Raw genomic sequence first — 21395 nt, 5'->3', positions numbered from 1 at the left:
GCTCGACAAGTTTGTTTCGCGTAGAAGGGTTCAACAAAAGCAGTGATAGGGGGCCTGTAAGCCCCCCCAGAAAAGTAGCAGTAACTACGCAGCTTTTGATCGAGAGGTTTTGGTTGTGATTGATGTTACCGTAGCTGATTCTAGTGAATCGAGATAATGAATAAGAGATAAATTACCATTCATGTCTTCAGCGAGAGCGCTACAGTTTTCTATCCAGTCACCATCATTAATGTAGTGTATGCCGTTTTCAAAACTGCTTTCAGGGTGATGAATATGACCACACACTACACCATCTAGCCCCATATCGTCGGCACGCTTGCAGCATGCTTCGCGATATCGAGCAATGGCTTCATTTGCTCCTCTAATATGCTTTTTAATGTAGCCCGCTAGTGACCAGTATTCCCGCTTGCGCCACGCGCGCAAACGGTTGAATTCGCGATTTAGAAAAAGCAAGAGGTCATAACCTTTATCGCCAATCCACGCATGGAATTTGCCCATGGTCACATCGCCATCGAACTGATCGCCATGTAAAACCAGGTAACGTTTTCCCTGTGCCGTGGTGTGCACCAGCTCACGCTCTATTTCAATATCGCCAAAGGCCATACCAGAGTAAGATTGAATTGGCTCATCATGATTACCGGGTAAATACACTACACGTGTACCTTCCTGACTCATTTGCATGAATTTATGCATGACTTGATTGTGTGCTTTTGGCCAGCGAAATTGCTTCGTCATTTGCCACATATCAACAATGTCACCCACCAAATACAAGGTGTCTACTGTGATGCTGTCCAGAAAGGAAAGTAAGTATTCAGCTTTGGAGTCGCGATTTCCCAAATGGATATCTGAAAGCCAAAGCGTACGATAGTGTGTCTTTTTCATAGCGGTTTCCCAAAGCGATGCCTTGGACCGTCACTATAGGTCTGCAAATTGACACTACCGTGACGCTTGCTTGACTATTGTGTTACAGAAACGCAAGCGCTGTTATAGCCCCAACTTATTCGCCACTTCTGAAAGCTTCTCTCGCATCCATATATTGACTAAATCATCATCGGCATTTTTATGCCAGTACATGTGTACGGGGAGTGGCGGTACCTCAAACGGAAGGGGCAAGATTTCAATATCGAATTTATTACTGAATTGTTGAGCAAATCGCGTTGGCATTGTCAGCAAAAGGTCGCACTGACTCACCACATTAACAGCGGCAAAGTAGTGTTCACATTGCAGGGATATTTTTCGATGTAAATTGTGTTGGGCAAGGGCAAGATCAACAGTGTCCAGCTTGGAGTCTTTCAAAGACACGAGCGCATGCTGTGCCGCTGAGTAGCGCTCAATACTGGGATTGTCCAGGTAGTTATTTGTTGGTGCACATACTACAACAAAGGTTTCCTCGCAGATAAACTGAGAACGTATCTCACTGCTGGTAGGAACGAGGGCATCAATGACAATATCGATCTCTTTGTTAGTAAGTGCGGGGGCAAGTTCGGGCCAGGTTACCTGCCTGCTATTTACCGTGATATTAGGCGTGTTTTGAACAAGTTCAGGAATTAATGTTGGAAAAAATATAGATTCTAAAATATCGCGCAACCCAAGGTTAACCGTGCGTGGTTTATCACCTATGTCGAACTCCACCTTGCCTTTTAAAGTATTTTCAAGGGTTTCAATTGATGTCACGACCGATGTAATGATGCCTTGGCAGAACGGGGTAGGCACGACTTGTCGCCCGTGACGAATAAATAGCGGATCATCAAATTTGTCTCGTAACCGCCCTAGTGCGTGACTTACTGCAGGCTGAGTAATATGTAGTACATTAGCGGCTTTCGTAATACTGCCGTGCTCATAGACTGCACGTAGCACCACGAATAAATTAAAATCTAATTTTCCATGCATATTATTTATGGGTTTCCATAATAAGGCATCATTTTTATTTATTATTTAACAGAGTACACTGGCTTAAATGTTAATAAAAGGTTTCTTTTGTAAGGGGCGTGTGCATGCAGGCATCTGTACTTACCGAGGTGTTGTTACCTCTAGCGTTGGCATTTGTGATGTTTGGCATGGGGCTAACCCTAACCCTTGCTGACTTTGCCCGATTGATTAAAGCGCCTAAGGCGGTCGTAACCGGCTTTATAGGTCAAATTATCTTGTTGCCTTTGCTAGCTTTAGGTTTATGTATTGCGTTTGGGGTGCCCGACTATATTGCTGTTGGCGTAATGGTTTTAGCTGCTTGTCCTGGCGGTACTACCAGTAATTTAATCAGCCATATTGCAAAAGCCAACCTAGCCCTTTCAGTTAGCCTAACCGCTATTTCTACTATTGCTTGTGTATTTACCACGCCGTTTATTATCCAATTTGCGATTGATTACTTTGTAAAAGAAAACTCGCCAGAATTTTCTATCATCCAAACCGTTATAGGGCTCGTCGGCGTGTCGATTCTACCGGTCGTTATTGGCATGACAATTCGTCGATTTTATCTGGTGTTTGCCAAGAAAACAGAGAACTTTTTTCGGCAGTTTTCTATGTATTTCATGTTGCTCATGATTGTCGGCGTTCTGGTTTCTGAAAGAAATAATTTAGCCGCGTCCTTTGAAAACGCGTTTTTGATATGTTTAACGTTAAATTTATTATCGGTATTGTTAGGCCTCGGGCTTGCTAAGCTTTCAAACCTAGCATTTAAAGACTCGCTCACGCTGGCCATTGAAATAGGCGTGCAAAACGCAGCGCTTGCCATGCTGGTATGCATTACCTTTTTACAAGCGCCTGACTATGCCATCGCTCCCGGCGTGTACGGCATAGCAATGTACATCGGGCCCGCTTTATTAGCTCTGTGGGCAAAACGAAATGCCAGAATAGCAGTCAAAGCTACCCCCAAAATACTCGTGAAATAATAATAAGTAGGAAATACACCATGCGCATATTGATTACCGGTGGCGCTACCGGCTTAGGTCAAGCCATTGCTCTTAAGTGGGCGGAAAAATGGATAAACAACGATAAAAATATAAATATTTGCATTGCCGATATTAATCAAGAAAGGGGTGTTGAAACGGTAGATATGCTTTCTGCACAAGGTGCAAATGCGTTTTATGTTCACTGCGATATAACCTCTGACAATGACGTTAAAGCGCTAGCGCAAACTATCGAAACTCGATGGGGCAGCGTTGACTATGTGTTTAATAACGCTGGGGTCGCTACGGGGGGGAGTCTTTTAGACGAAACTATCGATCAGTGGCAGTGGGTATTCGATATTAACGTGTTAGGCATGGTAAGAGTAAGTCGTGCGCTATTACCGTTAATGCGAAAGCAAGGCAGTGGTTACTTTATTAATGTTGCTTCGCAAGCAGGGCTAACGCCTATTCCTTATATGGGAAGTTACAACGCAGTTAAAGCTGCAGTCGTGTCGTTTTCTGAAACTATGAAGTTGGAACTAGCACCAGACAATATAAACGTTAGTGTGGTTTGCCCTAGCTTCTTCAAAACAAATTTAGATGAGTCGATGCGAAGTAGCAATCCTGCCTCGCATAAGATGATCAACAAGTTTTTCGCTAAGGCAGATATGACTAAAGAAGAAGTGGCAGAGTCAATATATCAACAAGTCAGCCAAGGGAAGTTCCTTATTCTTACTCACAAGTTAGGCAAACGTGCGTTCTTATTGAAAAAGCTGTTACCCACGCAGCGCTATATAAGCAATATGCTCAATCAAACTAAAACGATGAAACGAGCAATGGAAAAGCACAATTAAATAATAAAAATAGGCTTTTTGTTATCGCTTTTTTGCCAGAAACCTTATTACCACTCGCTAGTATGAGTTAGGTGATGATCTGCGAAAGACAAAATTAGTTTCGAATAAATGCCTACCAATAACTAGGTTTGAATAAGCGTTTGATACAAAAATAAAGAAGAACGATATATGCAACAACAGGTAGTAGATAAAGCGGATAGCGTGCGAGCAGGAGAAGAGCTAGACGTCGGCGCTGTACACAATTGGCTTAAAGAATATATTAATGCATCTAATCCATCCTTGGCAGCGGCTATACAAAGCAGCGAGGCTTTGCCTAAAGTCACCCAGTATTCTGGGGGCGCTTCTAATTGGACGTACTGCTTGGACTATCAAGGCAGTAAACAAAACCAGAGCGAACAAACGTCATTAATTTTGCGTAGAGCACCAGCAGGTACAAAAGCCAAAGGGGCCCACGATATGGGGCGGGAGTATCGATTGCAGCACGCGCTAAAGCCCGTATATCGCTATGTGCCTGAAATGCTTGGGCTTTGTGAAGATGAAAGCATATTAGGCACTGAGTTCTACCTAATGGAAAAATTTACTGGTGTAATCCCCCGAAAGAACTTACCCAGAGGCTTAAACACGTCTGAACAGCAAACCAAGCAGCTTTGCACTAATGTACTTGATAGTTTAATTGAACTTCATAAAGTGGATTATAGAAAAGCAGGGCTTGAGCACTTGGGGAAAGGTGCTGGGTACATAGAGCGGCAAATAAGCGGGTGGAGCGAGCGTTACAGTAAAGCAAAAACCTGGAATGTACCCTCGGGTAAAAAAATTATGCGCTGGCTAGAGAACAACATGCCTGCGAATGAACGCATTTGTATAACGCACAATGACTTCAGGTTCGACAACGTGGTGTTAAAGCCAGATAATTATACGCAAATTATCGGTGTGTTGGACTGGGAGCTAGCCACCTTAGGTGACCCGCTTATGGACTTAGGCAATACCTTGGCGTATTGGGTGCAAGCTGATGATGACTTTTTAGCGCAATCAACGCGTCGTCAGCCAACTCACCTACCGGGAATGCTCACGCGTAAACAAGTTGTGGCGTATTACTGCAAAGAAATGGAGATAGATGTAGAAGATTTTGCTTTCTATGAGGTTTACGGACTTTTCCGTTTAGCCGGTATTGCCCAGCAAATCTACTATCGCTATCACCACAAGCAAACCAATAATCCAGCTTTTAAGAACTTTTGGATATTCATTCATTACTTAATGTGGCGCTGTAATAAGGCCATAAAAGCATCAGGAAAACGATAATGACAACAAGACGCAATATTCTGATCACGGGCGCGAGTTCCGGCTTAGGCAAGGGAATGGCGATTGAGTTTGCCAAACAAGGATGTAACTTAGCGCTATGCGCAAGACGCTTTGAGAACTTAGAAAAACTGAAAGAAGAATTACTTTCAATTAACCCAAACATTGACGTGTACATTCGCTCACTTGATGTAAATGATCACGATGCGGTTTTTGAAGTGTTCGACGCATTCAAAGCAGACATGGGAACACTCGATAGAGTCATCGTGAATGCAGGGATGGGGAAGGGAGCCTCAATTGGTACAGGTTATTTCCACGCTAACAAACAAACGGCGGTAACAAACTTTGTGTCGGCGCTAGCGCAATGCGAGGCGGCAATGTCTATTTTTAGAGCACAAAATAGTGGTCATCTAGTAACGATATCATCCATTAGCGCTGTACGCGGCTTTAGGCGCGCCATGACTGTATATGCGGCAACGAAAGCAGGGCTTACGTCAATGACCGAAGGCATTCGAATGGATGTAATGAATACGCCGATTAACGTCACCTGTATTCACCCCGGTTTCATTCACAGCGAGATAAACGAAAAAGTAGAGAAGGTGCCGTTTATCGTTGATACCGATGTGGGCTGTCGCGCTATGGTGAATGCAATCAATAAAGAAAAGGCGAATGCGTTTGTGCCAAGCTGGCCGTGGGCAATTCTTCACTGGATCATGCGTATCGCACCAGCAAGCTCAATAAGGAAAATGAGCTGATAAGCATATAGCTTGAGTGTGAACACACCGCAAAAACTTTTTATCTAGTGATAGAGCTCGCCTAATGGCGGGCTTTAAACTTGTAAGTCTAATGCCTAGTCGGAAATGATAAATAAACGTTGATTTGATTACAGGTACAAAAAAAGCGCCGAAGGGCGCTTTTTTACTACTAATCGTAAAGATTAACCTAGTGCTTTGATTTGTGCAGCTAGACGGCTCTTATGACGAGCAGCTTTGTTCTTGTGAATCAAGCCTTTAGTAGCCATTCTGTCAAGTACTGGAGTAGCAGCAGTAAGTGCAGCTTGTGCCGCTTCTTTGTCACCGCTTGCAATTGCAGCGATAACTTTCTTGATGCTTGTACGAGTCATTGAACGACGGCTAGCGTTGTGCTGACGACGCTTTTCGGCTTGGATTGCACGCTTCTTAGCAGACTTAATGTTAGCCAAGGTGTAACTCCCAAAATAAATTCATGTCAAAAACGAGGGTGCGGATTGTGCCTACCAAACGCCCAAATGTCAAACGATTTAAAACTTAAATCGTTCCGCGTTCAAACGCGCAAGCTATTGAACACAAAGTATGCTCAACACGTTGCACATTCTCTGCGAAATTTTTTGAAAGATATCTGTAAAGGAATTCTTTCCGGACATTTAAGCGATAGACATGCATAAACAACAGCACCCCATATCGGGCGCGGATTATAGCAAGAAAGTCCATAAAGGTGCACAACTATTTTGAATAAATCGTTTCGTAGACCAAAGGCTTTCGCTATTATGGCTCGCTCGCAACCTATTGTTGCCTCTTTACTTGGAGCGGACGCCTTTAATCACTCTTAAAAAAGCGTTTGCTATTCAGCCTATTCTTTACCTCTTATTGGAAGTGTGACGTGTCACGGAAGTTAATAAAATCTGGTCTTATCGTCAGTATTATGACCTTGGTCTCGCGAGTATTAGGCCTAGTACGTGATGTTGTTGTTGCCAAGCTTATGGGCGATGGGGCAGCTGCTGACGTATTTTTCTTTGCTAATAAAATTCCTAATTTTTTACGTCGCCTGTTTGCTGAGGGCGCATTCGCGCAAGCTTTTATTCCGGTATTAACCGAAGTCCACGAGAACGACGATAAAAAACAACTCAGAGAGTTTGTTGCAAAAGTCAGCGGTACATTAGGCGCAATTGTTTTTGTAGTTTCTGTCATTGGGGTAATAGCATCCCCAGTTTTGGCGGCTTTATTTGGTACAGGGTGGTTTGTGGCGTGGCTCGAAGGAGACGAGGCCGGAGATAAGTTTGTGCTCGCCTCGACCATGTTGAAAATCACCTTTCCTTACTTAGCATTTATCTCTCTAACAGGATTGGCTGGGGCAATACTCAATACCCTCAACAAATTTGCGGTTGCAGCCTTCACTCCCGTTTTACTAAACGTGTGTATTATTGCTTGCGCAATATATTTAGCTCCTACGCTGGAGCAGCCCGCTTACGCCCTTGCTTGGGGCGTGTTTATCGGCGGTATTGTGCAGTTCTTGTTTCAACTACCGTTTCTGTTCAAGGCTGGGCTTTTGGTAAAGCCAAAGTGGGGCTGGCATGATGAAAACGTAGTAAAAGTGCGTACCTTAATGATCCCAGCCTTGTTCGGTGTATCAGTAGGGCAAATCAATTTGTTGTTTGATACCTTCATCGCCAGCTTTTTAGTTACCGGTTCAATAAGCTGGTTGTACTATTCTGACAGGCTGCTTGAATTTCCTTTAGGACTGTTTGGTATTGCCATCGCAACAGTCATTTTACCTACGCTATCCCGAAACCACGTCAGTAATAATCCTAAAGCGTTTGCCGCGAATATCGATTGGGCGTTTCGTATGGTGTGTTTATTGGGCATTCCTGCCGCAGTAGGGCTCGGCGTAATGGCAAGACCTATTTTAACTGTTATCTTCCAACGCGGAGCCTTTACTGCTGAAACGGCTATTATGGCCTCTTACTCACTTACCGCGTACTCGTTTGGCTTGCTTAGCTTTATGCTGGTTAAAATTCTTGCGCCAGGTTTTTACTCTCGTCAAGACACCAAAACGCCGGTGAAATTTGGCATCTGGTGTATGGTCGCTAACATGGTGTTTAACGTAGTCCTAGCTATGCCTTTTGGTTATATAGGGCTTGCTATTGCAACTAGCATGTCTGCTACGCTCAACGCTGCTTTGCTCTATATAACGCTGCATCGTCAAGGAGTGTTTGCGCTTAGCCGCACGTCAGTTCTGTTTATAGCGCGGGTGGTAATTGCAAGTGCAGCTATGGGCGGGCTTATTTATTACCGAGATCAAGGATTAGCTTTCTTTGATTTATCGCTTTCCGCCCAAATGTTAGAAGTAGGAACAACCATTTCGCTGTCGGTCATACTGTTCATGACCACCATGGTTGTATTGGGCATGCGCCCTAGGCATTTCAGAAGCGGTGGAGAGTAAATTTCAAAGGTAGTGAAAGGACGCTGAGCGGGAATGTGCACGCGCTTGGTATTGTGCTCGTGGTCGGCTATAATCGCGAGCCTTGAATTTCTAGCAGTTAAAAGGTAGTGGCTAACAGTGGAATTTATCCGCGGGCTAAACAATGTAAAACCTCATCACAAAGGGTGTGTGCTCACTATCGGTAAGTTCGATGGTGTACACCGTGGTCATCAAGCTGTGTTGGCTAACGTGCTTGAAAAAGCGAAGTCGCTATCACTTCCTGCCACCGTGATGGTGTTTGAACCACAGCCTGAAGAAGTCTTTATGCCTGATAAAGCACCAGCGCGTATAAGCCCTCTTCGCGAAAAGTACGAATTGCTGCGTCAACAAGGTGTCGACAGACTGCTTGCTGTGCGCTTTAACGCTGAGTTTGCAAAGCAAAGTGCAGACACGTTTGTCCATGACCTACTGGTAGACAAACTAGGTGTTAAATTTCTAGTGGTTGGTGACGACTTTCGTTTTGGCAACGGTCGTAAAGGTGACTTTGAAATGCTTGAAGCGGCAGGTCGCCAATACGGTTTCGAAGTGGTAAGCACTCATAGTTTTACCATGCATGCCCATCGAATAAGTTCAACGGCTGTACGAGAGGCGTTAGCAGACAGTGACTTTGGCCTGTCTACCGAAATGCTGGGGCGCCCGTTTGCCATCCACGGTAGGGTGGTTCACGGCGAGAAAAAAGGTCGCACCATTGGTTTTCCCACCGCGAATGTCATGCTAAAACGCCAAAAAACGCCAATTCATGGCGTGTTCGCAGTACGTGTTGACGTAGATGGAAAACACTATAACGGCGTGGCGAACATTGGTACCCGTCCTACTGTTAACGGGGTAAGAAACCAGCTGGAAGTCCATATTTTTGATTTGTCATCTGACCTATACGGCAAGCCTATTACGGTGTTTCCGATGGCGAAAATAAGAGATGAAATTAAATTTGATTCTTTTGAGGCGTTGAAAGATCAAATTCAAGCAGATGCAGCACAAGCGCGTCTGTTATTAGCATAGTTAAACGTGATAAAGTCACGAAAAGTTTCTGCGCGTATTAGTTTTATTGAGCTCGATTTTTTAAACGTGGATCCTTGTTCGCGAAACGCGTAAGCAAGTCGCTTTGCTAGAACATACAAGGTCGGTCTTGCGCTAGTGAGAACGACATAAAGTTTTACGTTGAATCTTTTACATTCAGCGTTTTAATTTGAACATCGCAAAATGAATATCGCCTTCACAATGTGTTAGTGCATTGGGTGAAAATTAAGGTAACCGGATAATACAATTTTATGAGTGATTACAAAGCCACACTGAACCTTCCAGAAACTGCGTTCCCGATGCGCGGTAACCTTGCTCAGCGCGAGCCGAAAATGCTTAAAGACTGGCAGGAAAAAGGGGTATACAGCAAAATTCGTGAAGCGAAAAAAGGCAAAAAGCCATTTATTCTTCACGACGGTCCTCCTTATGCGAATGGCGATATTCACATTGGTCACGCGGTTAACAAAATTCTTAAAGACATTATTGTAAAGTCGAAAAATCTTTCTGACTTCGATTCTCCGTACGTTCCTGGGTGGGACTGCCACGGTTTGCCGATTGAATTGATGGTAGAAAAGAAAGTTGGTAAGCCAGGTAAGAAAGTTACGGCGGCTGAATTTCGTCAAAAGTGTCGCGAATATGCACAAAAGCAAATTGACGGCCAAATGGCTGACTTTAAACGCTTAGGTGTGTTTGGTGAATGGGATAACCCATATAAAACCATGGACTTCAAATCTGAAGCCGACATTATTCGCGCGCTAAGTAAAATTGTCGATTCGGGCCACCTAGAAAAGGGCTTTAAGCCTGTTCACTGGTGTACAGACTGTGGTTCAGCACTTGCTGAAGCAGAAGTTGAATACAAAGACAAAGTCTCTCCTGCCATCGACGTTAAGTTTCCAGTAGCCGATGTGGCAGCTATCGCAGAAGCGTTTGGCGTATCTGAAAGCGACTTAACCACACATAAAGCAGGCGTTGTAATTTGGACCACCACGCCGTGGACGCTGCCGGCTAACCGTGCGATTAGCTTACACCCAGAGCTTACCTATACGATTGTAGAGATTCAGCCTTCAAATGAATGGCTAGTGGTAGCACAAGATTTGCTTGAAAGCTGCATGAACCGCTACGGCGTTGAAGATTTCCGTGAAGTGGCAACCTGTACCGGTGCAGCGCTTGATAAGCTTAAAGTTAATCACCCTTTCTTAGACCTTGAAGTACCGTTAATTCTAGGCGACCACGTTACGACTGATTCTGGTACAGGTTGTGTACACACAGCACCAGCTCATGGTGTTGACGATTTTAACGTGGGCAAACAATACGATATCGAAGTGTACAATCCAGTAGGTAACAATGGCGTGTACCTTGAAAACACACCGCTATTTGCAGGCAAGTTTGTATTTAAAGCCAACGATGAAATTATCGAAACGGTTAAAGATAAGGGTAATCTTGTCTTAAACGTAAAATACGAGCACAGCTACCCGCATTGCTGGCGCCACAAAACGCCAATCATTTTCCGCGCTACGCCTCAGTGGTTTGTAAGTATGGATAAAAAAGGCCTTCGCGCTGAATCACTTGAACAAATTAAGCAAACCAAGTGGATCCCAGATTGGGGCCAAAACCGCATTGAGAAAATGGTTGAAGGTCGTCCAGACTGGTGTATCTCTCGTCAACGTACGTGGGGCGTGCCCATTCCTTTGTATGTGCACAAACTTACCGGTGAAATCCACCCAGAGTCTGCGGCATTGATGGAAAAAGTGGCACAAGAAGTTGAAGATAAAGGCATTCAAGCGTGGTGGGATCTCGATGATGCAGCACTGCTTGGTAGCGAACTAGACAACTATGAAAAAGTGACCGATACCCTAGACGTTTGGTTTGACTCAGGCGTAACGCACTACTTTGTTGTAGACCGTCGCGATGACATTCCGGCCTCTGCCGATTTATATCTTGAAGGTTCCGACCAGCATCGTGGTTGGTTTATGTCTTCGCTTATGTCATCAACAGCCATGCACGGTCACGCACCGTATAAAGAAGTGCTAACACACGGCTTTACGGTGGATGCCCACGGCAGAAAAATGTCGAAGTCGGTAGGTAATGTTGTGGCCCCTCAGGAAGTGACTAACAAATTAGGCGCAGACATCCTTCGTCTATGGGTAGCATCTACCGATTATCGCGGTGAAATTGCGGTATCGGATGAAATTTTAAAGCGTGCTGCCGATGGCTATCGCCGCGTACGTAACACCGCACGTTTCTTACTTGCAAACCTTAACGGTTTCAAAGTTGAAGATGCGGTTGCAGAAGACGATATGGTTGCCCTTGATCGCTGGATTGTAGCTCGCGCTAAGGCACTTCAAGAAGAGCTTATCGAAGCGTATGACAACTACGACTTGCTGGTAGTGTCTCAGAAGCTTACGCACTTCTGTTCAATTGAACTGGGTTCATTCTATTTAGACGTTATTAAAGACCGCCAGTACACGGCAAAATCAGATGGGCTAGCTCGTCGTTCATGCCAAACGGCCATGTATCATATCATTGAAGCATTGGTTCGCTGGATGGCGCCTATTACCAGCTTTACTGCACAAGAAATCTGGGAAACCTTACCTGGCGAGCGCAGTGAGTTTGTATTTACTGAAACTTGGTACGAAGGCTTCAACAACTTCACGCAAAGCGATACGTTTAACGATGCTCTATGGCATCAAGTGCTAAGCGTAAAAGACGCGGCAAACCAAGCAATGGAGCAGGCCCGTAAAGATGGTGAGCTAGGTGGCTCACTTGAAGCGAGCATTTCGCTTTATGCTACCGAGTCACTTTACAACGTACTTGCAAAGCTTGAAGACGAGCTACGTTTCGTACTTATTACATCAGGCGTTACGCTAACAAAAGTTGACAGTGCACCGTCTGATGCGAGAGCCACAGACGTTGAAGGTTTATGGTTGAGCGTTGATAAAGCAAGCGGTGAAAAGTGTGTTCGCTGCTGGCATCACCGTGAAGATGTAGGCTCACATGAAGGTCACGAAGAGCTTTGTGGTCGCTGTGTGACAAACATTGACGGTGATGGAGAAGAACGCCACTATGCTTAAGCTTTTTCGCGAAACAGGCTTGCGTTTTTTGTGGATAAGCGCAATTGCGTTTATCCTCGACCAATGGAGTAAGTACACGGTTATCGACAGTATGTCGTTGTATCAGTCGATACAGGTATTGCCGTTTTTTAACTTTACTTACGTACATAATTACGGCGCCGCATTTAGTTTTTTAGAAAATGCAGGTGGTTGGCAGCGCTGGTTCTTCACTGCCATTGCTGTCGTGGTAAGTGTAGTGATTTTGTGGTGGCTGAAGCAGTCACCCCGTTCGCAAAAAATGCTGCCCGTAGCATTTGCATTTATTCTAGGTGGTGCACTAGGTAATGTTTACGACCGTTTAGTCCATGGTTATGTCATCGACTTCTTAGATTTTTACGTAAACAATTATCACTGGCCAGCGTTTAACATTGCTGACAGCGCAATATTTATAGGCGCGGCTTTACTCATCATCGACATGTTTAAAAATGGCGATAAACGAAGTGAAGAAAAAAGCGCTAACGTGCAAGCAAGCGGCACGAAAAGTAGCGAAACCATTAAGTAGTATTCGGAAAGGTTATGACAGATTCTTTAGTAATTGGCGCAGATAGCGAAGTTATTCTTCACTTCGATTTAAAACTTGAAGACGGTTCTGCTGCAGACAGCACTCGTGTAAACAACAAACCTGCAAAAATGGTTATGGGTGACGGAAGCCTAACACCAAATTTTGAAGCGTGTTTACTTGGGCTTGCAAAGGGCGACAAAAAGTCATTCACATTAGGCCCCGAAGACGCGTTTGGCCAGTCAGATCCTAACAATATTCACTATATGGATAGAAGTCGCTTTGGTGCTGACTTACAAGTAGAAGAAGGCATGATTCTAGCATTTTCGCAGCCAGATGGTTCGGAAATTCCGGGTATTATTCGAAGCGCTGCTGGCGATTCAGTAACGGTAGACTTCAATCATCCGTTAGCGGGTCAGACGGTTATTTTTGATGTAGAAATCATTGATGTTAAACCTGGCGCTTCAGCACAAGGTGGAAATTAGTTATGCAAATTCATTTAGCTAACCCTCGCGGCTTCTGTGCGGGCGTAGACAGAGCTATTACCATAGTTGAGCGTGCGCTAGAAATGTTCGAACCGCCAATTTATGTGCGCCACGAAGTGGTACACAACAAGTTCGTTGTAGACGGGCTGCGCGAGCGCGGTGCGCTGTTTGTGGATGAGCTGCATGAAGTGCCAGACGACAGTATCGTAATTTTTTCGGCGCACGGTGTGTCGCAAGCGGTAAGAAAAGAAGCAGATAATCGCGGTCTTAAGGTGTTCGACGCAACCTGCCCGCTGGTTACAAAGGTGCATATGGAAGTTACTCGTGCTAGCAAAACGGGCACTGAATGTATCTTGATTGGTCACGCTGGTCACCCTGAAGTAGAGGGCACCATGGGTCAGTACAGCAATGAAGAGGGCGGTATTTATTTAGTTGAATCTGAAGCTGATGTGGCAACGCTTGAAGTTAAAGATCCGACCAACCTTTATTATTGCAGCCAAACTACGTTATCTGTTGATGACACCGCCGATGTAATCGACGCCCTTCGCGCTAAGTTCCCTGAAATCAACGGCCCGAGAAAAGACGATATTTGCTATGCCACGCAGAATCGCCAAGACGCTGTGCGCGACTTATCACAAGACTGTCAGGTTCTGTTGGTTGTTGGGGCACAGAATAGCTCAAACTCGAACCGTCTTCGCGAGTTGGCTGAAAAAATTGGTGCTAAAGCTTATTTGATTGCCGACGCTAATTGCATTCAGGAAGAGTGGCTAGAAGGCATAGAGCACATTGGCGTTACCGCTGGCGCGTCTGCACCGGAAGTGTTAGTGCAAGGTGTGGTAAACAAGCTCAAAGCGTGGGGCGCGGTTTCAGCTTCTGAGCGTGCTGGTCGCGAAGAGAATGTGGAATTTGCTGTTCCTAAAGAATTGCGAGTCAAGCAAGTCGTTTAAACTTGCTACATTATCAAAGCATAAAAAAACACCGCACTTTGTTGCGGTGTTTTTTTATGCTTTTGTCTACTGGAAATTCAACGGCTTACGAATAGATAATAATACCTTAAATCAAAAGAGCTTTTAGCCAATTGCAAATTTAGCGCGAGGGAAGCGGCGTCATCTCATCAATAGTTCTAACGGGCGCGAAGCCTCAAAATCCTTATTGGGCAACCGCCGGTTTCGCAAGGCGATTGTTTTAAATGCGCTACTGAACGATTATTCCTGTGCTATGTTTGATCAAGCTATGCTTAGGTTTACAACCAATTTGCCATGCAAAATATAGCTAAAAATTATACGTTTTGATAACCAGTGATACCCAGGGTAATACGCTTTTGTCTTACTATACTAAGTTGGTGATAACACCCATTCTTATATTTAGAATTTGGCAAAAGTGATGACAATTAAAAAGGTGGCGAAAAACCAAGTGAAAGGAAGCACAAACTACGCTCAACGTGGTGTAGGCCTAATAGAGATCTTAATTACTCTATTTATCTTAGCGGTAGGTCTGCTAGGCGTAGCTGCGCTTCAGTTTACCGGCTCTTTCGCTAACAAAGACGCCATCAGCCGAACGCAAGCAGAAATGGTTGCCGCACAAGTAGCGGAGCGATTACGTGCGGCGGCTCGCCCAGCAACAGTTGGCGATGGTATGGTCGCTAACAATGACTATTTCACAGATACAACCTATAACTTCTCAGGCTTAAGTTGCTCGAATGCTACCCAACCCTATTACGGTTGCTGCTTAACAAGACCCGCCAATATTCCGAACTGTGAAGGACAAACCTGTAGTGAAGTTCAAATGGCCAAGTATGATGGTTGGGCACTTTCTTGCTCTGCAGTGCAGACAAACCCCCAAACCACAGTTTCGGTAACCTGTGATGATAACAACGGTGCTGACACTTACAGCTGCAGTCCAGGCTCTCGCGTTGAAATATTGCTTATGTGGCCCGTGTCATCCTCCGGAAACCAGCAATACCAACTTAACTCGCGATGTAATAAAGCCGAAGGTGACAGTAATGCATGTGTGTTTAAGGACGTCACGTTATGAAGAGCTACCGTCAACGAGCGCAATATGGTTTTTCACTGGTAGAGTTAATGATTACTTTGACTCTAGGCCTTATTATTTCCGGCGCCGTTATACAGGTTCTAATCAGCTCCAGCGTTACAAATAAAGTTAATCAAGCGGTAGCCCAAGTTCAAGAGTCCGGGCGCTTTATTATGGCCCGCCTGTCTGCCGAGTTTTACGAAGTTGGCCGTTACGACCAAATCGTAGCAGATGTAGATACATCTGTTGATATCGTTGCTGAAGCGGCCTATGTGGAAAACCATCCTGTAGCAGTGCCCGGAGACTTCCCTACCAAAAATACATTGGGGAGCGTACAAACCTCCAGCGGTGGCAGCGATAAACTCGTTGTGAGTCTTTTGAGTAATGAAGACTGTACGGGTAACACCCATGGTTACGCGGGCCGTGAATTTCACGTGGTTAATCATTATTTCGTGAGCGGCAGCACGTTAAAATGCACCGGTTACGATGGGCGTGTCTTACTTGGCCTTAAATCACAATCCGTTGACCCTGTAACAATAACATTGCTGGATAACGTAGAAAGCTTTCAAGTGCAGTTTGGAGTGTCAGATGTTATCACAAGCTCTAATGGTCAGGCCGTCACTTACGTAACGGCCAATGATATCGACAATCTAAGAGCACTCAATCAGCAAGTGGTGTCATTACGATGGGCTATTATGCTTAAAAGCTATCAAAATGAAGTGAGGCAAACTCAGGCACAAAAATATGCGCTCTTAAATGAAGCGTCAAAAACAATGAGTACCGATCACTATTACCAAGTCTTTTCGAAGACCCTAGCCCTAAGAAATATGAAGAATTTTGTCAGGAGTTCGAAATGAGGCAGCAAGGCTTAGTTATGGTATTTGCGCTACTTGTTTTGCTGTCTATCACGGTTTTAGGCGTAAGCGCTGTAACCAGCAGCTTGTCTCAATCAAAGATGGCCGTGTCGATGCAGCAAAGCGGTTTAGCATTTGACGCTGCCGAAGCGGCAATAGCAGGTGTGTTTTTTGAATCTGAAGATGAAACCTTGCTCACTGACTCAGCAAAAACAGATCCTCTGTCAGAAGCTAGGCAAGGCACTATTTTTGATCCTGATAACGATACGATGAGCTGTTTCGATGAGAACGAATGGACTGATAGATACATGACCGAAGGCGGCTTAACCATTGGGGATAGGCATACTACAGATGGTACCTATCAAAACGAAGCTTCTTCAAAAAGCTGGTCGCGGACGGCGTTTATTCGTGAACAAGCGTGCCGAGGGTCAAGTAATGTCATCGGTGGAAGTAATGTCAACTGCCACGTATTTATTATTAGGGGTTGCGGAAAAGTTTCAGGTAAGTCCACTGTGGTTGCCAATAGCCTGGCTGCGTCCGTCTTCGGCCCAGCTTCACAATAGGTATTATGATGAAAAAAATAACACATTACCTTGCTTCTATTACGCTGTTTAGCTGTATTGGCTTTTCTGCCTTTGGTGATGATCTTGATATCTACCTGGGGAACGCTAGCAGTGCGGTTACCTATAACCCAAATGTACTCTTTATAATGGACTCATCGGGAAGTATGGGGTCTTATGATAACACCAGTCAGACCAGAATGCTTCGGGTACAAAACGCGCTGAAAGACGCGTTGCGCTCTGCCACAAACATTAATGCTGGTCTGATGCGATTTTCTGATTATGGCGGGCCAATCCTTTATCCTATACGTAATATTGACGAGGCTGTGCGTCCTGAAATTATTGTTTCAACTAACGACGATAATCATGATGCCCATGAAATCAATGGTAGTGTGACTACAGATAGCAACGACCTGATATTAAGTAGTGGCACACAAACCGTAACTTCTGGCCTGCGCTTTACCGATTTAAACATACCGCAAGGGGCCACTATTGTTAGTGCTAATATCCGCCTTACCTCTGAAAGGTTTAACGTAGCGGGCACTTCATTGGTCATTTCAGCAGAAGCATCTGCGTCTAGTACCGAATTTTCTTCAAGCAGAAATAATCTTAGCGACAGGACCAAAACAGCCGCCAATGTAGAATGGTTAACTGATAATAGCTTTCCCGCTTCAGGCGAAATTATCACTACACCAGATATAAGTGCAGTCATACAAGAAGTTGTGGATTTGTCTGCTTGGTGTGGCGGAAAAGACTTAAATATTCTGATCGAAGGTTCAAGTTCGGATACCGCTAGTGGTCGAGAGGCGAAGGCGAGTGATGTGGGGCAAAGCGGCGCACCACAATTAGTCGTATCATATGACGATTCTACGGCGACGGGGTGCGTGCAAGGCGAGGGTATTTACCAGGTTGGTAACGCTAAAGATAACTCTGAAGAGGATTATAATGGGTACCCTAACACCGGTGGCGAGCTTACTTTTAGTTCTTATTACAATGACTACATCGGCGTGCGCTTTAGAAATGTCAATATTCCACAGGGCGCAGAGGTTACAGAAGCATATTTAGAGTTTACGGCATACAGTACTAGAACTTATGGAAATGCGAGTATGCGTATACGAGGGGTAGCTGACGATGATGCATCAGATTTTCATCCTAACCGTCGTTATCGGTTGAGAAATCTGCCAAAGACCTCTGGCATTACGTGGTCAATGCCCAACTTCTACAACAATAACGATTATCGAACGCCCGATATAAGCAGTATCGTCAAGCAAATCGTCGACCGTTCTGGTTGGCAGTCAGGCAATGATATGGCTTTTGTAATGGACGATTTCGTGTCGTATCGAGGAGCGCATACCTACAATTCGCCATCTAAAGCGCCAAGATTGATCGTTAAATACAACGGTGCTGCTACGCCTGGCGCTACTGCATCAGTACGCGAACACTTAATCAGTAAAATTGACGAGCTAAGTGCTAACGGCTTTACACCTATCGTAGATACCTTGTTAGAAGCCACGAATTACTATGGAGGCCGAAGTGTAGATTATGGGCGTAAACGTGGTGAGAGTAGCGTCAATAACTCCGTTAGAAGAAGTACTAGGGTAAGTCACCGTAGTTCCTATATTGGTGCGGACTCAATTTTGCCGTCAGGATGTACAGAAGATAATTTATCTGACACCGATTGCGTTACAGAACAAATTCCCACTCCAGCGACCTATATTTCGCCGGTATCTGACTTACAGTGTCAAACCAATAATCACATCGTTTTGTTATCTGACGGTGAAGCAAATAACAATCATAGTGTGTCTAAAATTCAAACGCTGCTAGGTAAAAACTGTACGGGTAGCGGCGGCGAAAAGTGCGGCCTTGACTTGGTAAAAAACATCAGCGATACGTCTACATCGGTTATTGGGCCAAGAGTTATAACGCACACGATAGGTTTCGCAGCGAATAATACCGCTAATAACTTCCTTAACCAACTTGCGCTGCAAAGTGGCGGAGGTTTCTACCAAGCTGACAACAGCACTGATTTGCTTGAAGCTTTCAATACTATTCTACGTTCTGTGAAAGACGTGAACGCCACGTTTGTTTCTCCTGGTGTTGCGGTGAACCAGTTAAACCGTCTTACCCACAGAGACGAGCTGTATTTCGCACTATTTAAGCCCAGCGAAGGCGCAATTTGGCCGGGTAATTTGAAACGCTACAGATTGAGCGGAGACGAAATTCTGGATAAAAACAGCCACGGTGCAGTAGATAGCGAAACCGGGTTCTTTGCCGAGAATTCCCATAGCTATTGGTCGACACTTGCTGACGGCAGTGAGGTTAGCGAAGGTGGAGCGGCTAGTCGTTTGGGGATGAACCGCAACATATATGTGTTTGACGGCACGGGTAGTATAGTGGATGAGGATAACGCGCTTCATGAAGATAACTCTTCAATTACTACTGAAGACCTCGCGATTCAAAATGAAACTGATGCCGATGACCTGAGAGAAGCAATATTAAAGTGGGCGCGTGGTGTTGATGTAAAAGATAGCAATGGCGATGGCAGTACTAGCGATTACAGAACCCAAATGGGTGACCCTATTCACTCACAGCCTATTATCGTGAACTACGGTACTAATGATTCGGCTATTTTCGTGGCGACTAATCAAGGCATGCTTCATTCATTTGACACTACTACTGGCGAAGAAAACTTTGCCATTATGCCAAAGGAGCTGCTGCAAAACTTACATCATTTCTACCAGGATACTCCATCGCTAGATCATGAATATGGAATAGATGGCGATATGGTTCTGCGAAAAGTGGAAGACAAGAAGTATCTTTATGTAGGCATGCGTAGAGGCGGCCGTAACTATTATGTCTTTGACGTTACAGCCAAAGATTCACCTAAGCTTAAGTTTCAACTTACCGGTGGCGAGGGAGCGTTGACTAAGCTTGGTCAAACATGGTCGAAACCTACTATCACAAAAGTAAATATGGGCGGTGTGGTAAGAAATGTGATGATTGTTGGGGGCGGTTATGACGACGCTCAAGATGACCGCTCGTTAAGAGCTAACGATGTAGTTGGCAACGCAGTCTACATGTTTGATGCTGATACCGGAAGTCTGCTCTGGCACGCTAGTAACGAAAATTCTAATCTTGACTTGTCCAATATGACCTACAGTATTCCTGGGCGTATTTCTGTCATCGATAGAGATAATGATGGTGAAGCCGACCACATGTATGTGTCTGATACAGGTGGTCAACTGTTCCGCTTGGACATCTATAACGGTGAGTCGGGCGCTGACTTTATAAAAGGTGCGCGTATTGCCGATTTCGGTGGCGATACTGAAGAAACCAATCGCCGTTTTTACTATGGCCCGGATGTAACGGAAATCGCATTAGGTGATGAATTGTATTATGCCGTTGCGCTGGGAAGCGGGTGGCGTGCATCTCCACTTGATACCGTAGTGGATGATAACTTCTACATGCTGAAAGACAGCGGTGTATTCAAACGCGATGAGAACGGCAAATACACGTACATGACTACTGTGACCGAAAGTAAAATGTATAATGCAACTAGCCATGCACTGAACAGTAGCGATGAGAATGAGCGTGCATTAGCAGCCGCAGCTTTTGCCAATAAAGACGGGTGGTATTTGAACTTAACAACGAATGGCGAGAAAGTACTGTCTTCTCCCCTTATTATTGACTACAAAGTGTTCTTTACTACCTATGTTCCGGCTGTAAGTAGCACCAGCGCCTGTGCACCGCCCACAGGCAGTAGTCGCGCATACCTTGTAAGTATGTTCAACGGCAATGCAGTCACAGATGTGAACAATGACGGTGAGGTAAATGGAGACGATCGCGTTGCTGACTTGAAGCAAACCGGTATTGCACCTGAAACCAAAATACTCATCGAAGATATTGTTAGCCCGGTTGTCTGCCTAGGCACCGAGTGCGTGTCTGCAGTAATCGAGGTTGACGAGGACGGTAATGACGAAGCCTGTGCCAGCGCATTTGAATGTTTAGCTGAAAACATCTACGGACGGTTTGAACGTATTCAGCGTGGTAGCTGGCATTCAGAAACCGAAAGGGAATAATCATGAAATTAAAAAGAAACGTACAGGGCTTTTCACTTATCGAACTGATGATAGTAGTGGCTATTGTTGGCATAATCGCTGCCATTGCCTATCCGTCGTATCAGGGGGTTATTGCTGATGGATATCGCGGTACTGGTCAGGCCGACCTGCTAGGCTTAGCGTCCGCGATGGAGCGGCATCACAGTGGTTCTTTTAGTTACAAAGGCGCTGGAGCAAGTGGGGGGGATACAGGGGCTCCTTCTATTTTTGCATCACATTCACCTTCTTCAGAGCCAATAGCTAACCGTCGCTATAATCTGACTATTCAATCTGCGAGTGCGACGGATTTTGAATTGAGAGCAACTCCTGTATCGGGCTCGGGTCAAGCATCAGATGGTACCCTTTACTATTTTAGCGATGGTAGAAAAGGGTGGGACAAAAACAATAATGGCTCGCTTGAAGCTGGTGAATATTGCTGGTCTTGCTAGAACTTAACTGATACACCACAT

The 21395-nt window shown here is 44.9% G+C and carries 18 protein-coding genes; 15 read left to right on the top strand and 3 right to left on the bottom strand.

The features are described from left to right. Window positions 1–84: 84 nt before the first annotated feature. Together ACXAGV_RS00405 and ACXAGV_RS00400 are read right to left on the bottom strand one after the other, a co-directional pair. Entirely contained in the window at window positions 85–882 is a 798-nt protein-coding gene (locus ACXAGV_RS00405) for a UDP-2,3-diacylglucosamine diphosphatase (protein ID WP_474870896.1), read from the bottom strand. 102 nt (window positions 883–984) lie between these two features. Further along, a complete protein-coding gene (locus ACXAGV_RS00400; protein ID WP_474870894.1) occupies window positions 985–1890 on the bottom strand; it encodes a LysR family transcriptional regulator in 906 nt (301 codons plus the stop codon). 104 nt (window positions 1891–1994) lie between these two features. Here ACXAGV_RS00400 and ACXAGV_RS00395 point away from each other — a divergent pair, with 104 nt between their 5' ends. From ACXAGV_RS00395 to ACXAGV_RS00380, 4 genes are all read left to right on the top strand, one after another. Then, complete coding sequence (locus ACXAGV_RS00395; RefSeq protein ID WP_474870892.1) at window positions 1995–2888, top strand: bile acid:sodium symporter family protein; 894 nt, start codon at window positions 1995–1997, stop codon at window positions 2886–2888. A 20-nt stretch (window positions 2889–2908) separates the two neighbouring features. Then, window positions 2909–3739, top strand: a complete 831-nt coding sequence (locus tag ACXAGV_RS00390) for an SDR family oxidoreductase (RefSeq protein WP_474870890.1) — start codon at window positions 2909–2911, stop codon at window positions 3737–3739. A gap of 168 nt (window positions 3740–3907) precedes the next feature. Next, window positions 3908–5038, top strand: coding sequence for a phosphotransferase family protein (locus ACXAGV_RS00385; protein WP_474870888.1), 1131 nt, complete (start codon window positions 3908–3910; stop codon window positions 5036–5038). Next, the gene (locus ACXAGV_RS00380; RefSeq protein WP_474870886.1) at window positions 5038–5790 is read left to right on the top strand and encodes an SDR family oxidoreductase; all 753 of its coding nucleotides are present in this window, start codon (window positions 5038–5040) and stop codon (window positions 5788–5790) included. The genes ACXAGV_RS00385 and ACXAGV_RS00380 overlap by 1 nt, the downstream gene beginning before the upstream one ends. A 182-nt stretch (window positions 5791–5972) precedes the next feature. On the opposite strand, the gene rpsT is transcribed toward ACXAGV_RS00380, so the two are convergent. Next, on the bottom strand, window positions 5973–6236 hold the full coding sequence (gene rpsT / locus ACXAGV_RS00375; protein ID WP_014950134.1) for a 30S ribosomal protein S20: 264 nt from the start codon (window positions 6234–6236) through the stop codon (window positions 5973–5975). Window positions 6237–6673: 437 nt separating this feature from the next. Between rpsT and murJ the strand changes: the two genes are divergently transcribed. The 11 genes from murJ (at window position 6674) to ACXAGV_RS00320 (ending at window position 21374) form a co-directional block, all read left to right on the top strand. Continuing rightward, a complete protein-coding gene (gene murJ / locus ACXAGV_RS00370; RefSeq protein WP_474870884.1) occupies window positions 6674–8233 on the top strand; it encodes a murein biosynthesis integral membrane protein MurJ in 1560 nt (519 codons plus the stop codon). 117 nt (window positions 8234–8350) lie between these two features. Further along, window positions 8351–9271: a bifunctional riboflavin kinase/FAD synthetase gene (gene ribF, locus ACXAGV_RS00365; RefSeq protein ID WP_014950132.1), complete on the top strand. Its 921-nt coding sequence runs from the start codon at window positions 8351–8353 to the stop codon at window positions 9269–9271. Window positions 9272–9540: 269 nt separating this feature from the next. Beyond that, the gene (gene ileS / locus ACXAGV_RS00360) at window positions 9541–12360 is read left to right on the top strand and encodes an isoleucine--tRNA ligase (RefSeq protein ID WP_474870881.1); all 2820 of its coding nucleotides are present in this window, start codon (window positions 9541–9543) and stop codon (window positions 12358–12360) included. Further along, window positions 12353–12901, top strand: coding sequence for a signal peptidase II (gene lspA / locus ACXAGV_RS00355; protein ID WP_474870879.1), 549 nt, complete (start codon window positions 12353–12355; stop codon window positions 12899–12901). The genes ileS and lspA overlap by 8 nt, the downstream gene beginning before the upstream one ends. Before the next feature lie 14 nt (window positions 12902–12915). Next, a complete protein-coding gene (gene fkpB / locus ACXAGV_RS00350) occupies window positions 12916–13383 on the top strand; it encodes an FKBP-type peptidyl-prolyl cis-trans isomerase (protein WP_474805770.1) in 468 nt (155 codons plus the stop codon). A 2-nt stretch (window positions 13384–13385) separates the two neighbouring features. Continuing rightward, window positions 13386–14330, top strand: coding sequence for a 4-hydroxy-3-methylbut-2-enyl diphosphate reductase (ispH, locus tag ACXAGV_RS00345; RefSeq protein ID WP_474870877.1), 945 nt, complete (start codon window positions 13386–13388; stop codon window positions 14328–14330). Between the two features lie 436 nt (window positions 14331–14766). Then, a complete protein-coding gene (gene pilV / locus ACXAGV_RS00340) occupies window positions 14767–15417 on the top strand; it encodes a type IV pilus modification protein PilV (protein WP_474870875.1) in 651 nt (216 codons plus the stop codon). Further along, entirely contained in the window at window positions 15414–16271 is an 858-nt protein-coding gene (locus tag ACXAGV_RS00335) for a PilW family protein (RefSeq protein WP_474870873.1), read from the top strand. The genes pilV and ACXAGV_RS00335 overlap by 4 nt, the downstream gene beginning before the upstream one ends. After that, entirely contained in the window at window positions 16268–16831 is a 564-nt protein-coding gene (locus tag ACXAGV_RS00330; protein ID WP_474870871.1) for a pilus assembly PilX family protein, read from the top strand. Before ACXAGV_RS00335 ends, ACXAGV_RS00330 begins: the two co-directional genes overlap by 4 nt. A gap of 8 nt (window positions 16832–16839) precedes the next feature. Continuing rightward, the gene (locus ACXAGV_RS00325; RefSeq protein WP_474870869.1) at window positions 16840–20907 is read left to right on the top strand and encodes a PilC/PilY family type IV pilus protein; all 4068 of its coding nucleotides are present in this window, start codon (window positions 16840–16842) and stop codon (window positions 20905–20907) included. A 2-nt stretch (window positions 20908–20909) separates the two neighbouring features. Next, the gene (locus ACXAGV_RS00320; protein WP_474870867.1) at window positions 20910–21374 is read left to right on the top strand and encodes a type IV pilin protein; all 465 of its coding nucleotides are present in this window, start codon (window positions 20910–20912) and stop codon (window positions 21372–21374) included. Window positions 21375–21395: the final 21 nt, after the last annotated feature.

The sequence above is a fragment of the Alteromonas sp. ABH4_453 genome, assembly GCF_056160665.1.
Note: the sequence above shows the minus strand (reverse complement) of the source record. Positions and strands in the feature narration are given on the sequence as shown.